The sequence below is a fragment of the Polaribacter sp. Q13 genome (genome assembly GCF_016858305.2).
Lineage (GTDB): Bacteria > Bacteroidota > Bacteroidia > Flavobacteriales > Flavobacteriaceae > Polaribacter.
Map to the genome: position 1 here is coordinate 1,838,656 of NZ_CP074436.1, position 15,857 is coordinate 1,854,512.

At 29.7% G+C, this 15,857-nt stretch carries 15 protein-coding genes; 13 read left to right on the forward strand and 2 right to left on the reverse strand.

What is annotated here, in order from left to right; translation table 11 throughout:
- From JOP69_RS07700 to JOP69_RS18810, 3 genes are all read left to right on the forward strand, one after another.
- The gene (locus tag JOP69_RS07700; protein ID WP_203394009.1) at nucleotides 1-2,454 is read left to right on the forward strand and encodes a thiamine pyrophosphate-dependent enzyme; all 2,454 of its coding nucleotides are present in this window, start codon (nucleotides 1-3) and stop codon (nucleotides 2,452-2,454) included.
- A gap of 64 nt (nucleotides 2,455-2,518) precedes the next feature.
- Nucleotides 2,519-2,950, forward strand: coding sequence for a hypothetical protein (locus tag JOP69_RS07705; RefSeq protein ID WP_203394008.1), 432 nt, complete (start codon nucleotides 2,519-2,521; stop codon nucleotides 2,948-2,950).
- Between the two features lie 443 nt (nucleotides 2,951-3,393).
- A complete protein-coding gene (locus JOP69_RS18810; RefSeq protein WP_349666066.1) occupies nucleotides 3,394-3,660 on the forward strand; it encodes a hypothetical protein in 267 nt (88 codons plus the stop codon).
- Nucleotides 3,661-4,063: 403 nt separating this feature from the next.
- Here JOP69_RS18810 and JOP69_RS07715 read toward each other — a convergent pair whose 3' ends face one another.
- Nucleotides 4,064-5,332, reverse strand: coding sequence for a DUF2851 family protein (locus JOP69_RS07715; RefSeq protein WP_203394007.1), 1,269 nt, complete (start codon nucleotides 5,330-5,332; stop codon nucleotides 4,064-4,066).
- A gap of 114 nt (nucleotides 5,333-5,446) precedes the next feature.
- Between JOP69_RS07715 and JOP69_RS07720 the strand changes: the two genes are divergently transcribed.
- From JOP69_RS07720 to JOP69_RS07765, 10 genes are all read left to right on the forward strand, one after another.
- Entirely contained in the window at nucleotides 5,447-6,079 is a 633-nt protein-coding gene (locus JOP69_RS07720) for an NAD(P)H-dependent oxidoreductase (protein WP_203394006.1), read from the forward strand.
- Nucleotides 6,080-6,148: 69 nt separating this feature from the next.
- The gene (locus JOP69_RS07725; RefSeq protein ID WP_203394005.1) at nucleotides 6,149-7,609 is read left to right on the forward strand and encodes an aminoacyl-histidine dipeptidase; all 1,461 of its coding nucleotides are present in this window, start codon (nucleotides 6,149-6,151) and stop codon (nucleotides 7,607-7,609) included.
- A 193-nt stretch (nucleotides 7,610-7,802) separates the two neighbouring features.
- Nucleotides 7,803-8,567, forward strand: a complete 765-nt coding sequence (locus JOP69_RS07730) for a ParA family protein (protein ID WP_203394004.1) — start codon at nucleotides 7,803-7,805, stop codon at nucleotides 8,565-8,567.
- A gap of 1 nt (nucleotide 8,568) precedes the next feature.
- On the forward strand, nucleotides 8,569-9,453 hold the full coding sequence (locus tag JOP69_RS07735) for a ParB/RepB/Spo0J family partition protein (RefSeq protein WP_203394003.1): 885 nt from the start codon (nucleotides 8,569-8,571) through the stop codon (nucleotides 9,451-9,453).
- Nucleotides 9,454-10,047, forward strand: a complete 594-nt coding sequence (locus tag JOP69_RS07740) for a DUF5683 domain-containing protein (protein ID WP_203394002.1) — start codon at nucleotides 9,454-9,456, stop codon at nucleotides 10,045-10,047. It abuts the gene before it with no gap.
- A gap of 1 nt (nucleotide 10,048) precedes the next feature.
- Complete coding sequence (gene dapB, locus JOP69_RS07745) at nucleotides 10,049-10,750, forward strand: 4-hydroxy-tetrahydrodipicolinate reductase (protein WP_203394001.1); 702 nt, start codon at nucleotides 10,049-10,051, stop codon at nucleotides 10,748-10,750.
- A 127-nt stretch (nucleotides 10,751-10,877) separates the two neighbouring features.
- Nucleotides 10,878-12,575 (forward strand): signal peptidase I, encoded by a 1,698-nt coding sequence (lepB, locus tag JOP69_RS07750; protein ID WP_203394000.1) that lies wholly within the window; start codon nucleotides 10,878-10,880, stop codon nucleotides 12,573-12,575.
- Between the two features lie 145 nt (nucleotides 12,576-12,720).
- Nucleotides 12,721-13,323: a WbqC family protein gene (locus JOP69_RS07755; protein WP_203393999.1), complete on the forward strand. Its 603-nt coding sequence runs from the start codon at nucleotides 12,721-12,723 to the stop codon at nucleotides 13,321-13,323.
- A 44-nt stretch (nucleotides 13,324-13,367) separates the two neighbouring features.
- Nucleotides 13,368-13,943 carry a Crp/Fnr family transcriptional regulator gene (locus JOP69_RS07760; protein WP_203393998.1) on the forward strand — a complete coding sequence of 192 codons (576 nt, stop codon included), beginning with the start codon at nucleotides 13,368-13,370 and terminating at the stop codon, nucleotides 13,941-13,943.
- Between the two features lie 129 nt (nucleotides 13,944-14,072).
- On the forward strand, nucleotides 14,073-14,378 hold the full coding sequence (locus JOP69_RS07765; protein WP_203393997.1) for a DUF6122 family protein: 306 nt from the start codon (nucleotides 14,073-14,075) through the stop codon (nucleotides 14,376-14,378).
- On the opposite strand, the gene JOP69_RS07770 is transcribed toward JOP69_RS07765, so the two are convergent.
- Complete coding sequence (locus tag JOP69_RS07770; protein ID WP_203393996.1) at nucleotides 14,369-15,856, reverse strand: lipopolysaccharide biosynthesis protein; 1,488 nt, start codon at nucleotides 15,854-15,856, stop codon at nucleotides 14,369-14,371. The genes JOP69_RS07765 and JOP69_RS07770 overlap by 10 nt on opposite strands.
- Nucleotide 15,857: the final 1 nt, after the last annotated feature.

Here is a 15,857-nt window from a genome sequence, read left to right on the forward strand (position 1 = left end):
ATGTTGCAGGAAACACCTATAGAGAATAAACAAAAACTTTCATTTCAAGATTTTAAAACTGAAGTTTTAAATGATTATAGAATTGCTAAAATTAGTAGAGAATGCAGTTTATTAGGCCGTAGAGAAGTTTTAACAGGTAAAGCAAAATTTGGAATTTTTGGAGACGGAAAAGAGGTTCCACAACTAGCAATGGCTAAAGCTTTTAAACTGGGCGATTTTAGATCTGGTTACTATAGAGATCAAACTTTTATGATGGCTATTGGAGAATTAACTCCACAACAATTTTTTGCTGGCTTATACGCACACACAGATATTAAAGCAGAACCAATGTCTGCTGGTAGACAAATGGGTGGGCATTTTACCACACACAGTTTAAATGATGATGGTAGTTGGAAAGACTTAACAAAACAATATAATTCTAGCGCAGACATTTCACCTACAGCAGGTCAAATGCCTCGTTTACTAGGCTTAGCACAAGCATCTAAAATATACAGAACAGAAAAAAGTGTACAACATAAATCTAACTTTTCTACAAACGGAAATGAAGTTGCATGGGGAACCATTGGAAACGCAAGTACCAGTGAAGGTGTTTTTTTTGAAACTATAAATGCAGCTGGAGTTTTACAAGTACCAATGTTAATGAGTGTTTGGGATGATGAATATGGAATTTCTGTTCACGCAAAACACCAAACAACAAAAGAAAGTATTTCTGAAGTTTTAAAAGGGTTTGAGAGAGACCACACCAAAAATGGTTTAGAAATCTTTGTTGTAAACGGATGGGACTACGTTCAATTAGTTGATGTATATAACAAAGCAGCGAAAATTGCACGAGAAGAACATGTGCCTATTTTAATACATGTAAAAGAACTTACACAACCACAAGGTCACTCTACCTCGGGTTCTCATGAAAGATACAAAGGAAAAGAAAGACTTGCATGGGAAAAAGAACATGATTGCATTACTAAAATGCGACACTGGATTTTAAATTTTGAACTAGAAACAGAAACAGGAGAAGTTTTACGCTTTGTAGAATCTGAAGAAGAGATTATTATTCTAGAAAAAAAAGCTAAAAAAGAGGTTGTTAGCGCCAAAAGAAATGCCTGGAACGCATTTATTAATGAAATAAAATCAGAAGTAAATACTGCCACTCAATTATTAGAAAAAGTTGCTAACAAAAGTAAAAATAGCAGTTTTATCAATAAACATATAAAAGATTTAATTTCTATTGTAGAACCAACTAGAAAAGATGTTTTATCTACTGCAAGAAAAACACTTCGTTACTTAAAAGATGAAAGTTTTGCAGAAAAAATACTGCTTCAAAATTTCATAAAAAACTCATTAAAAGTTGCTGAAGAAAAATTCTCATCACACCTGCATAGCGAATCTAGTTTTAACGCTTTAAACGTGCCTAAAAAGCTACCTGTTTACGCTAAAAATAAAACTTTAGTTGATGCACGAATAATCATGAGAGATAATTTTGATGCCATTCTAAAAAAATACCCTGAAGTAATTATTTTTGGTGAAGATGCAGGTTTTATTGGTGATGTAAATCAAGGATTAGAGGGGCTTCAAGAGAAATATGGCGAAACTAGAGTTGCAGATACAGGTATTAGAGAAGCAACGATTATAGGCCAAGGTATTGGTTTAGCACTGCGTGGTTTAAGACCAATTGCAGAAATTCAATATTTAGATTACCTACTTTACGCTCTACAAATTATGAGTGATGATTTGGCAACTTTACACTATAGAACTTTTGGTAAACAAAAAGCGCCATTAATTATTAGAACTCGTGGCCATAGACTAGAAGGTATTTGGCATGCTGGTTCGCCAATGGCAGGAATTATAAATAATGTTAGAGGAATTCATGTATTAGTACCAAGAAACATGACAAAAGCAGCAGGGTTTTACAATACATTACTAGAAGGAGACGAACCTGCCTTAGTTATAGAATGCCTAAATGGTTACCGATTAAAAGAAGAATTACCCATAAATTTAGGTGATTACAAAACACAAATTGGCGTTGTAGAAACAATTAAACAAGGTACCGATTTAACAGTTGTTTCTTACGGATCTACATTAAGAATTGTTGAGCAAGCTGCAAAAGAATTACTACAAGCAGATATTAATATAGAAATTATAGATGCACAAAGTTTACTGCCTTTTGACATAAATCATGATTGTGTAAAAAGCTTAGAAAAAACGAATAAGTTATTAATAGTTGATGAAGACTTACCCGGTGGAGCTTCTGCTTACCTTCTGCAAAAAATAGTAGAAAACCAAAATGGTTACATGTTTTTAGATAGCAAACCCGCAACTTTAACTGCTAAAGAACATAGAACAGCGTATGGTACAGATGGAGATTATTTTTCCAAACCATCTGCAGAAGATATTTATGAGAAAATTTATGAAATGATGAATGAAGCAAACCCTAGTAAATATAAAAGTTTGTATTAATAGATGTTGTAATTTATTACGAATGAAAAATTACGAGTTGAGTATAAAATAACTAATCTTGAAAATGAAAAAATACAAATACTTAATAGCGTCAGTACTTTTGATTATATTAATGATTTTAATTTTTATTCCGAGAAATCCAGAAAGAATCTATTTTATTTATGACAAAGATTTGAATGCTTGTAATCAAAAAATAATATGGCACGGAAGCATAAAAGATTCTTACTTAATTTGTAATCATTCAAAATTTATATATTTCAAAAAAAATCAAGAAAAGAAATCAATAATAACTAATCTGAGTAAAATAGATAATTATAAAATTCTATCAAAAGATGAGTTACTAAAAAGATTTCATAATGGAATAAATTATCGAGTAAAAAATGATTTTGATTTATTGGATAGATATAAGAAATTTGATTTTAGACTAATTATTAGAGATACTATTTTGAATAAGATAGAAATAATCCCAGTTAATAATATTCGAATTTTGAGTTGAACAATATAACAAATTACAACACCGTACAAAATTAATTGCTTGGTTTTGGCACATTTACGAAAATTCTTTGGGATTTTCTATTCGGTAATTATTTACTAAATTAAGTATTTAAACAACGCAACTAATCTTGTACAAACACGTTGCCATTAATTAGAAAGTTATTGACAATACTTCTCCAATGAATGATTCTGATTGGATCTTTTTTCTTGTAAATTAAAAAAAGTAAAGTTCAAAAAAAAAAAAAACACCTCCTTATTAAAGATTGGCAAGGTTGCAAATTATTTATATTTCATTGCCAAAGTAATAATCCGACTTTATATTCCTAGAATTGAAAATGATTTAACTTTTGGCTTTTTATTTGACAATGAATTTGTTACGGGCTATGATTCTTTTTTAACACAAAGCTGTCTAAATATCAAATTGAAACCTTAACAGAAACAATCTTGTGGAAAATTTCAAACAAAGACCTGCAAGAAGCTTATCAAAAAACAAGTAGTGGAAATATTATTGGTAGAAAAATGGCTGAAAACATGTTTTTAATAAAATCGAAAAGAGAGCTTTCTTTTTTAAGTAAAACAGCAGAAGAAAGGTTTTTAGATTTATTCTCTGACAGACCAGAATTATTTCAACAAATACCTTTAAAACATATTGCCTCATACATGGGTGTTACACCACAAGCATTAAGTAGAATAAGAAAACGTATTACTTAACTTGGGCTCATTGTTATCTCATAAACTTTTCTGAACTTTACATTCCAATAATTTAGAAAAACTAAAAACAATGAATAAATTAATCACAAATCGAAATCTGACAATTATAAATTTCACAATTGTATCCTTCTTTATTTTAATCTACATAATTAATTTTTATGAAATAGATTTTGTCTTAATTGGAGTACTTCGAGAATTATTAACAATCCCATTTCTTATTGCACAATTATTTTTCTTAGTCATTGGAGTAAAATATTTAATTAAAAACAGTCGGAATTTCTGGACAATAATTAGTTTTGTTTCATTAGCTATTTGTACTGCAATTACAATTGGGTCATTCATTTAAAAAAAATAAAGATTCACATGAGTAAACTGAATTCAATGATTACCTACATTCAATAATTTAACGCAACAACTTTACTCCAACCGCACACTGTAAGCACCTTTTTTTATTACAATAATTATTTTTAAGTTCTATTAAAGCCTGAGTTTCATAAGCATTTTTTGCTTTTATACCAATTTCATCAAACTTAGAAATAATACTATTTTTTTCTGATTTTATTTGCTGAAGAATCTCTAAAAACGCTACTTCATTTACTTCTCCTCTATTTTTTTGATATAAAAATTTTAGAGGAATAATAGTGTTTATCAGTAATAAATCTACAAACGATTTAGATAGTTTTTTTTGTGTTAATTTTGAAGTTTTATCAAATGTATAATGTATTTTCCAGAACGGATGTACATCAATTTCAAACAAATCATAAAATTCTTTTAAGGTTTCTATTTGCATCATTTTAGAAAATAAATTCTGATGTAAATGATACAAAGCTATTAATTGCGCAATACGTATCGTTGGAAAATTAGGTGGTCTCATTCTAAAAAAAGAAAACTGATTTTTAGAAATTGACTTCAAATTATATTTATGTTCTAAATAATTATACTCGGTTTTTAATTGTTGAGAATACACATCTTCAAGAACTTCCTCTAAAAACCCTGCTTGTCCAAATAACAAGGCAGCTAATTGATTTTCATTAAACCTTACTTTTCTTAGCATAGAAAAGTCAAAAGATGTTGCCAAACTAAAAAAGGCATCACCATTAACTTTCAACCCAAAATTCTTTGCTAATAACTTAAATAAAACCGCCTCATAGTCATTTTGATTATCTACCAAAACCTGATTCATTTCGATAGATTTTCGTTCTAAACGCTCAAAAAATAATCGTTCTTTCCAATTTTCAAGAGTAAAACTATCAACAGAACTAATTTCCGTTTCACAAGGAATCCAACGTTGATTGGTTGAAAATAAATTACGATAATTATCTAAAGCCGATTTAAACACAAAATCTTTTAAAACTAAAACAGGTAAAGGTATATTATTCTTCATAAAAACAGTTGCGTCATCTTCCCAAACCACATGCAAAATAACTGCATCATAATTTTTATCAATTTCATGATGATGCGCATACCAATCAGACGATTTTAAATGAATTTCTACATTACCAATCCAAAGTTGGTTTTCAATTTTAATTTGAGCGTTCAAAAAATCTGGTCCAGAATTATGGTTATGATTTCCAGCTTTTAAAATATTTAAACTTTCTTTAGTAGTTGTTTTTAAATCATGAATAGAAAATAATTGATACTTCCATACATAATGAAGAAAATCCTCATTCATAGTTTTTTTGTTATCAAGATACAAAAAATGATTTATACCTTTATCAATATTTATAATCACATGAATAGAACTCATCTAAAAGAATGACTTATTTTTGTAACCTAATTAAGATAAATGAATATTATAGATAGTTTAAAATGGCGTTATGCTGTTAAAAAGTTTGATTCAGAAAAACAGCTTTCTGAAACACAAATAAACACTTTAAAAGAAGCTTTTAACTTAACAGCAACTTCTTACGGCTTACAACCTTTAAAATTAGTTGTAATTAAAAATAAAGAGATACAAAAGGAACTAGTTGCACATTCTTTTAACCAAAATCAACTATTAGAAGCGTCTCATGTTTTAGTTATTTGTGTTATTGATAATTATACTACAGAAGAAATACAAAATTATTTTAAATTAGTTAAAGAAATTAGAAATACACCCGAAACCATTACAAAGCCCTTTAAAGATTTTTTGATGGAAGATGTTCAGAAAAAAACACAAGAAGAATTACTTCTATGGAATAAAAACCAAGCGTATATAGCATTAGGTAACTTAATGACCGTTTGTGCCATAGAAAAAATAGACGCTTGCCCTATGGAGGGTTTTATTCCGGATAAATATATTGAAATTCTGAATCTGAATGCACTAAATTTAAAACCCGTTTTGGTTTTACCTGTAGGCTTTAGAGCAGATGATTGTTATATGAAAGATTTAACTAAAGTTAGAAAAAACTTAACAGAAACTGTTATAGAAATAGTGTAAATTTACTGACTGAAATTTAGTTTTAAGGCTTTTTTTAGCCTTCAAAAATTTATAATAAAAAACAAGAAAATGAGTAAAGAAGTAAGAAGTTTAGAACCTAAAATTGTTTGGAATCATTTTGCAGATTTAAATGCAGTTCCTCGTCCTTCTAAAAAAGAAGAACGTGTAATTCAATTTATGGTAGATTTTGGTAAGCACTTAAACCTTGAAACTTTTGTAGATAAAGTAGGTAATGTAATTATTAAAAAACCAGCTACAAAAGGTTTAGAAAACAGAAAAACTGTTGTTTTACAAGGCCATTTAGATATGGTTCATCAAAAAAACTCGGATACCGTTTTCGATTTTGACAAAGAAGGCATCAAAATGCTAATTGATGGTGATTGGGTTACTGCCCATGGAACCACCTTAGGAGCAGATAATGGTTTAGGAGTTGCTGCAATTATGGCCATTTTTTCTTCTGATGATATTGAACACCCAAACCTAGAAGCGCTATTTACTATTGATGAAGAAACTGGTATGACTGGTGCAATGGGACTTGAAGGTGGGATTTTAGAAGGAGAGATTCTTTTAAACTTAGACACAGAAGAAGATGATGAAATAGGCATGGGTTGCGCTGGTGGTATAGACGTTACAGCCACTAGAACTTATAAGGAAGAAGAAACTTCTAAATACTCAACAGCTTTTTCTATTACCGTAAAAGGATTAAATGGTGGACATTCTGGAATGGATATTCATAAAGGACTAGGAAATGCCAATAAAATTATGAACCGTTTATTATTTGACGGTTTCACTAATTTTGGATTGCGAATTTCTGAAATAAATGGAGGTAGTTTACGTAATGCAATTCCCCGTGAAAGCACTGCTCTAATAACTGTAGATAAAATATCTAAAGAAGCATTTGTATTAGAAACCAACCTGCTTATTAACAATATAAAAGAAGAGTTCTTAACATTAGAGCCAAACTTAACTGTTGATATTCAAAAAGTTGCCTTACCTGTAAAAGTGATGGAAATAGGCGTTCAAGAAGGCTTTTTAAAATCTATTTACGCAGCAATTAATGGCGTGTATAGAATGAGTCCGGATATTAAAGATTTGGTAGAAACCTCTAATAATATTGCCAGAGTAATTGTAAAAGACGGACAGATAAAAGTAGGTTGTTTAACGCGCTCATCATCAGAAAGTAATAAATTAGATTTGGCAAATTCATTAAAATCTGCTTTTGAACTCTCTGGTTTTGATGTTGATTTATCAGGAGAATATCCTGGTTGGCAACCTAATGTAAATTCAGCAATTTTAGACATCGTTTCAAACTTATATGAAACCTTACATGGTGAAAAAGCACATGTTGCAGCTTGTCATGCTGGTTTAGAATGTGGTATTTTAGGTCAGAATTACCCAGACATGGATATGGTTTCTTTTGGACCAACCATAACAGGGGCACATTCACCAGATGAAAGAGCCTCTATTTCATCAACACAAAAATTCTGGAAATTTTTAGTAGCCATCCTAAAGAACATTCCAAAGAAATAGAACAATATTACTTGTTAGAAACCGAAGTTTACGCTTCGGTTTTTTTTTGATGAAATTTGTTTAAAAATTCGACAAAAACCATCATAACAAACTAAATGTCAGTATTTTATATTTTTATCTTTTTGTTAACATCTTTCATTTTCTAAAAACATAAAAAAACGTAATTTTACTAACTTTAAACTAAACTTTTATAATGGGGAAAATAATTGCTATTGCAAATCAAAAAGGAGGTGTTGGTAAAACAACAACAAGCATTAATTTAGCTGCTTCCTTAGGTGTTTTGGAGAAAAAAGTTTTGTTAATTGATGCAGATCCACAAGCAAATGCTTCATCTGGCTTAGGTATTGATGTAGAGGCTGTAGAATATGGTACCTATCAAGTTTTAGAGCATTCAATTTTAGCAAAAGACACAATTGTTAAAACAGCTTCTCCTAATGTAGATATTATACCTGCACATATAGATTTAGTAGCTATTGAAATAGAACTCGTAGACAAAGAAGACAGAGAATATATGTTAAAAAAAGCGTTAGTCGATATAAAAGACGATTACGATTATATTTTAATTGACTGTGCTCCGTCTTTAGGTTTAATTACTTTAAACTCTTTAGTAGCGGCAGATTCTGTTATTATTCCTATTCAGTGTGAATATTTTGCACTAGAAGGATTAGGAAAACTATTAAATACGATTAAAAGCGTACAGAATATTCATAATTCTGATTTAGACATAGAAGGATTACTTTTAACAATGTTTGATTCTCGTTTACGTCTTTCTAATCAAGTAGTTGACGAAGTTAGAAAACATTTCTCTAGCATGGTTTTTGATACCATTATTAGAAGAAATACACGTTTAGGTGAAGCACCAAGTTACGGAGAAAGTATTATTGCATACGATGCAACAAGTAAAGGTGCCGTAAATTACTTAAATTTGGCACAAGAATTATTAAAAAAGAATTCGTAACATGGCAAAAGCAACCAAGAAACAAGCTTTAGGACGAGGATTATCTGCTTTATTGCAAGAATCTTCTAACGTAATTTCTGCATCCGATAAGAATGCAGATAAAGTTGTTGGAAGTATTATTGAAATAGAATTAGACTTGATTGATGTAAACCCATTTCAACCAAGAACTTATTTTGATGAAGAAGCATTAAGAGAACTCGCTAGTTCTATAAAAGAGTTGGGCGTTATTCAGCCAATTACGGTTAGAAAACTAGAAGGTAATAAATTTCAATTAGTTTCTGGTGAGCGTCGTTTTAGAGCATCAAAATTAATTGGAAACAAAACTGTACCCGCATATATAAGACTTGCCAACGACCAAGAAATGCTAGAAATGGCATTGGTAGAAAACATACAACGTAAAAACTTAGACCCTATTGAGGTTGCTTTATCTTACCAACGTTTAATTGATGAAATTCAGTTAACACAAGAAGATTTAAGTACAAGAGTTGGTAAAAAACGTTCTACGGTTACCAATTATCTACGTTTGTTAAAATTAGATCCAATTTTACAAACGGGTATGCGAGATGGTTTTATTTCTATGGGGCATGGTCGAGCTATGATTAATGTAGAAAACACAGAAGATCAATTAGCTATTTACGAGAAAATATTAAGAGATAAGTTATCTGTAAGACAAACTGAAGACTTAGTAAAAAGCTTAAAATCTGGTACCATTGCAAAACCAAAGAAAAAACCTGTACCTAACTACATTAAAAGCAGTGTTAAAGATATTAGCGAATACTTTGGTCATAAAATAGACGTTTCTGTTAGTAGTAATGGTAAAGGTAAAATTTCAATTCCTTTTCATTCTGAAGAAGATTTTAACCGAATAAAAAACTTATTAAAATAAGTGCTTTTAAAAAATATCATATTTGTTTTATTACTAACGCTTCTTTCTGCGTCCATTTTTGGGCAGAAAGATTCTGTAAATGTAAAAGGTCTAAAAATTAAAGGAGATATAAAAATAGAAAAAGGTGGTGTTTATGATGCCTTAGCCCCATCTAAAGCAGCATTTTATTCAGCTATATTTCCAGGAATGGGGCAAATTTATAATAAGAAATATTGGAAAGCTCCAATTGTTTGGGCAGCTATGGGTACTAGTATATATTATTATTTAGACAACAACAAAGAATACAAAAGGTATAGGACCGCTTATAAGTTAAGAAAAAACGGATTACAAGATGAATTTACTCTAGATGATGGTACTGAAATAATTTCATTAACCACTTTAGAAACGGCTCAAGAACAACTAAGCGAAAATAGAGACATGTCTTTATTAACAACTGTTATTTTGTATGTTTTACAAATTGTAGAAGCTAGTGTAAATGCACATCTACTTCAATTTAACACCGATGATAATTTATCATTTAAACCCACTTTTGTAATTGATCCAATTTATGTGGAAGCACCAAAAGTAGGTCTAACAATTAAATATAATTTTTAAAATGAAGATTGCACTATTAGGTTATGGAAGAATGGGTAAAGAAATTGAAAAAATTGCTTTATCTCGTGGACATGAAATAGTAATTAGAAAAGATGTAGATGATGTAATTGATATAACGTTGGCAGATGTTGCCATCGATTTTAGCGTGCCTTCTTCTGCTTATAATAATATTACCAATTGTATAAACAACAATGTTCCTGTAATTTCTGGAACTACAGGTTGGCTAGATAAATATGAAGATGCTGTTGCACTTTGTAAAGAAAAAAACAGTGCTTTTATTTATGCTTCTAATTACAGTTTAGGCGTAAATATTTTCTTTGAGCTAAATAAGCAATTGGCAAAAATGATGAGTTCTTTAGAAGATTATAATATTTCTATGGAAGAAATTCATCACACCAAAAAATTAGATGCACCAAGTGGAACAGCTATTACTTTGGCGGAAGGAATTATAGAAAATTCTTCTAAGAATAATTGGGAATTAGATGAAAAAACATCCGAAGAAAATATTCCTATTGTAGCTAAAAGAATTCCGGATGTACCAGGTACTCACACTGTTTGGTACGACTCTGAAGTAGATTCTATAGAAATTAAACATACAGCTCATAGTAGAAAAGGATTTGCTTTAGGCGCTGTTGTTGCAGCAGAATGGATTCTGGGTAAAAAAGGAATTTTCTCTATGAAAGATGTGTTAAACATCCGTTAAAAACTGTAACATATTCTTTTTTTTTACTCTAATAAAATATAATTATCTCCTCGAGCGCAGTCGAGAGGTATAAAATAGATATTACAAGTTCTCGACTGCGCTCGAACAGACATTAAACAGTACAATTATGACTTATATAGAGTGGTTTATCTTTTTCTTAGCAATACAAGTAATTCATTTTTTAGGCACCTGGAAACTATATGTAAAAGCAGGTAGAAAAGCTTGGGAAGCTGCAATACCAGTATATAGCGGAGTTGTATTAATGAGCATTATTAAACGTCCAAAATGGTGGATTTTCTTATTATTCATTCCTATTGTAAACCTATTAATGTTTCCTGTTATTTGGATAGAAACCATTAGAACTTTTGGTTTTTATAAAAAATTAGATTCCTTTTTAGTCATTATTACTTTAGGACTCTATATTTTTTACATCAATTATGCCACTGACACAAAATACAATAAAGAGAGAAGTTTAAAACCTCGCTCTGAATTGGGAGAATGGGTAAGTTCTATTGCTTTTGCAATTATTGCAGCAACTTTAGTACATACCTATTTTATGCAACCTTTTACTATACCAACATCCTCATTAGAAAAATCTTTATTAGTAGGAGATTATCTTTTTGTAAGCAAGTTTCATTATGGTGCTAGAGTTCCATCTACAGTTATTGCTGCTCCAATGGTCCATGATTCTTTGCCTATTGTAGGAACTGCATCCTACTTAAAATCACCTCAATTACCTTATACACGTTTACCTGGCTTACAAAAAATTAAAAATAATGATATTGTTTGTTTTAATTGGCCTGCAGATACTTTGGCTACGATGTGGGGAGATACTTCTGGTAAATTCACGTATAAACCGGTTGATAAAAAAACCAACTATGTAAAACGTTGCGTAGGTATTGCAGGAGACTCTTTAGAAATTAAGGATGGTTATGTGTACATCAACGGAAAAAAGAACATATTACCATACAGAGCTAAAATTCAATTTTATTACACGTACGAAGCTAAATCTGCTATTGACATTAATAACTTTCCAAAATTTTTAATCAATAAAGAAAGAACAGGAGTTTACAAAATTTTAAATGAATATTGGAACAACCCAAAAGTTCAAGAAGCTTTTAAAAAGAGTGCTAACTTATCTAAAATAGGCTCAGATTCTTTATATACAGAAGTTGCAGGTGGCGTTTCTCAAGATTTAGCAAGTCGTCTAAAAATGACGAATGTAGCAAACAAAATAAACATCAATTTAACCGAAGAAGAGTTTAATCAACTTAAAAAATATCCTGCTACAGTATCTGTAAAAAAGGTAAATCATGGAGCAGATAATGCTATTTTTCCTCATGTAGAATCGAATCATTGGAGTCAAGACAATTTTGGCCCAATTTACATTCCTAAAGCAGGAGCAACCGTAAAGTTAGATGCTACTTCGATTCCATATTATGAACAAATTATTAAAAATTATGAAAACAACGATTTACAAATTGTTGGAGATAATATTTTTATTAATGGTAAAAAAGCAGATTCTTATACTTTTAAACAAGATTATTATTGGTTAATGGGAGATAACAGACACAACTCTCTAGATGCTCGTTATTGGGGATATGTACCTTTTGATCATGTTTTAGGTAAACCCGTTTTAATTTGGTTTAGTTGGGATGCAAATGCACCTACTTTTGGTGAAAAAATAAAATCTATCCGCTGGGACAGAATGTTTACAACCGTAGGTGGAGATGGTGAACCTGTTTCTTACAGATATTATGTTTTAGCTTTAATAGCTTTATATTTTGGATATAGTTTTTATAAAGGAAAAAAAGGTAAGAAATAGTATTCATTTTACAGTGGCAGTTTCCAGTTTTTCTCACGAAGACGCAAAGTTACAAAGAAACTAACTGTTACTGTAAACTGAGATTGCATACTGAGATTGCATACTGAGAACGAGACTGAATACTAAACCTGAAAACTAATAAAAAATGTCCTTATTTATACCTACTTACTTTGGACCTATTTCTCAATATTCAGAAATTGTAAAATCGGATTCAGTTGTTTTTGAAATGGAAGATAACTTTCAAAAACAGAGCTATAGAAATAGATGCTATATATATAATGCAAACGGAAAACAGCTATTAAATATTCCTGTTAAGGATAAAAATAAAGGAAGTTCTCAACGAAAAAAAACAAAAGATTTATTGGTTGATAACGATGCGCATTGGCAAGATCATCATTTAAAATCTTTACAAACTGCTTATAGGACTTCTCCTTTTTACGAGTTTTACGAAGACGATTTACTTAAAATATTCAACAAAAAATATACTTTTTTACAAGATGTAAATATGGACACGCATTTGTTTATTGCAGATGCCTTACAAATACCATTGCAATACTCTAAAACCGAAGAATATACTGTAGAAACTACAGAAAAGGACTTTAGAGAATTGGTAAATGCAAAACATCAACCAAAAAAATTAGTCGAAAAATACATACAAATGTTTGACGATAAGCATGGTTTTATTTCTAATTTATCTATTTTAGACTTAGTGTTCATGGAAGGACCAAATGCAATTAGTTTTTTATAATTAATTGCATTAAATTAAGACTTATAACTTCAAATCTCTCATTTGTGAACATATTATCTGTTTTTATTAATAACATCCACAAGTTACCTCCAGAATCTTATCAAAAATTTTTAGCACTTACTGAATTAAAAAAGTTTTCTAACAAAGACATTTTAACTAAAACGGGGGATATACCTGCCTATTTATATATTTTAAAAAGAGGAATTGTTAGATCTTATTACGAAGATGAAAAAGGAAAAGAATATATAAGAAGTTTGTTTGTTCCTTATTGTTCTACAGGTTCGTTTGGGGCATTGGTTTCTAATAAAAGTTCATTACTAACCTATCAATGTTTAACTGACTGTGAATTATATTCTATAAACTATAAAAAATTAAAAAAACTTGCTTCAGCGGATATTGACATTGCAGTTATGTATGCAAATGCATTAGAGAGTGTTTTTTTATTATTTGAAAAAAAAATATATAATTTATCGGTTTTAGATGCTACAGAAAGGTATAAAGCAGTTAAAAAAGAAATACCTAATATAGAAAATATCATTCCGCAGTATCATATAGCATCATATTTAAATATTTCGGCTGTACAATTAAGTAGAATAAGAAAAAAATTAAACTCAAAATAATTCTATTAACATAGGTAAAGAATTAAAATACAAATTATACCTAAATTAGCAGTGTAAAAGTTCAATGTCCCCCAATGAATAATTATACTCAAAAAGGTTTGTTTTGTAAAAAGAATAAACCTTTTTTTTATGTCAAAATTTATAATACATTATGCTCTTCATTTTATAGTACCTGCTTTTATAGCTTATTTCTTTTTTAAAGATAAATGGAAAATGGTGTACTTAATATTTTTGTTTTCTATGCTAGTAGATTTAGATCATTTATTAGCTACTCCTATTTTTAAAGAGAACCGATGCAGTATTAACTTTCATCCTTTACACTCTTATATTGCCATTGGTTTTTATTGCATTGGTTTATTCTTTAAGAAAACGAGAATACTTTGTATTGCACTGCTATTTCACATGCTAACCGATTACATAGATTGCTATTTATAGTATTTTTTAAGGAGTAGATCAAACTCATTAGAAACATGAAGTTTAAGCACCAAGAAAATATAAATCACAGTTATTAAAATACTTTTTAACGCTATATTTATAATAGGATGAACAGGAAACTTCCACAAATAGACATCACTTATTGGAAAATCCCAAAAGTTAAAAGCTAAATATAATAGAGCAATAATCAAAATCATTTTTAAAGACTTGTCTGTAAAAGGAGTCATAGAAAACTTACTTTTCACAAAAAATAATTTAAAAGTGTTTGCCAAAAAGACAACTATTAAAGTTGCTAAGGCCAAACCATCCGTTCCCATATCTAATTGATAATAAAACAATTTATTTAAAAAGTACACAGACAAAGCCATAAAGACACTAATAGGTAACGTAACTCGGTAGAACTTAGAATTATTTATGATAGCTCCATTATTACCTAAAAATCCGTTGTATAGCTTCAGTATAGAAATCATTAGCACTACCAAAGCACCCTCTCCGTACTCTTTAGGTAACAAGTTAAATAACTGCCCTACATTTGCATTAATCAAAACAAAAAATAGTCCGCTAATTAATAATAAATTAATAGAACTCTTTTTATACAAAGAAGCTACTTCTTTATGATTTTCTTCATTTAATGTCTTAGATGTTAATGGTTGTAGAATATTTAACATTGCCCTACTTGGCGCTTCTATAAAAGAACCAATAAAAACAGCTACTGAATAATAAGCTGCTTTAACTAAAGACTCTTTACCTGGTATCATAAACTTATCTATATCTAAAATAATAGCACCTGCACTTCCTGCTAAAATAATATAACCAGAAAAACGAATTACTTCTTTGAAATTATCTGGTTTAGAAAAGGTGAATTTTGGCATATATAAACTAAATGCATAAAACATCATTATAAACATTCTTAGAAAATAGGCACCCGTTAAATAATATATAAATTCTGGTTTTGTAATCAATTCAAAGTAGACCGCAAATAGTAAAATCATTACCATTACTCTATTATACAACTCTTTTAAAATATTACCAAAAACAGACTGAAACTGAACTTTAGCCCAAGCATAAAAAATCTCAAAGTAAGAACAAGCTACAGCAATCAGGTAAATAACAAACGTATAATCTTTTATAATTGGGTTTTCTATAGATAAATAATCACCTATTTCTTGATAAAAATGGTTTCCTAAAAAAGCAATAGGAATTGCAATTAATAATGGTAAAAAAAGGACTGATGATAAAAACCGATCTTTCTCTACTTTTGTAAAATAACTCGAAAAAAACTTCACAATGGTATGATGAATTCCTAAGGCAATTAAAGGCATTAGCAGGTTAGAAGTAGACAACAAAAAAGTTACCAAACCATAATATTCATCTTCTAAAAAACGAGTATATAAAAACAAGGTATTAATTCCGCCAAAAGCAAAACCAAGGTAAATAAAAAGAGTATTTTTAAATGACTGTTTTAAAATGATCCCCATA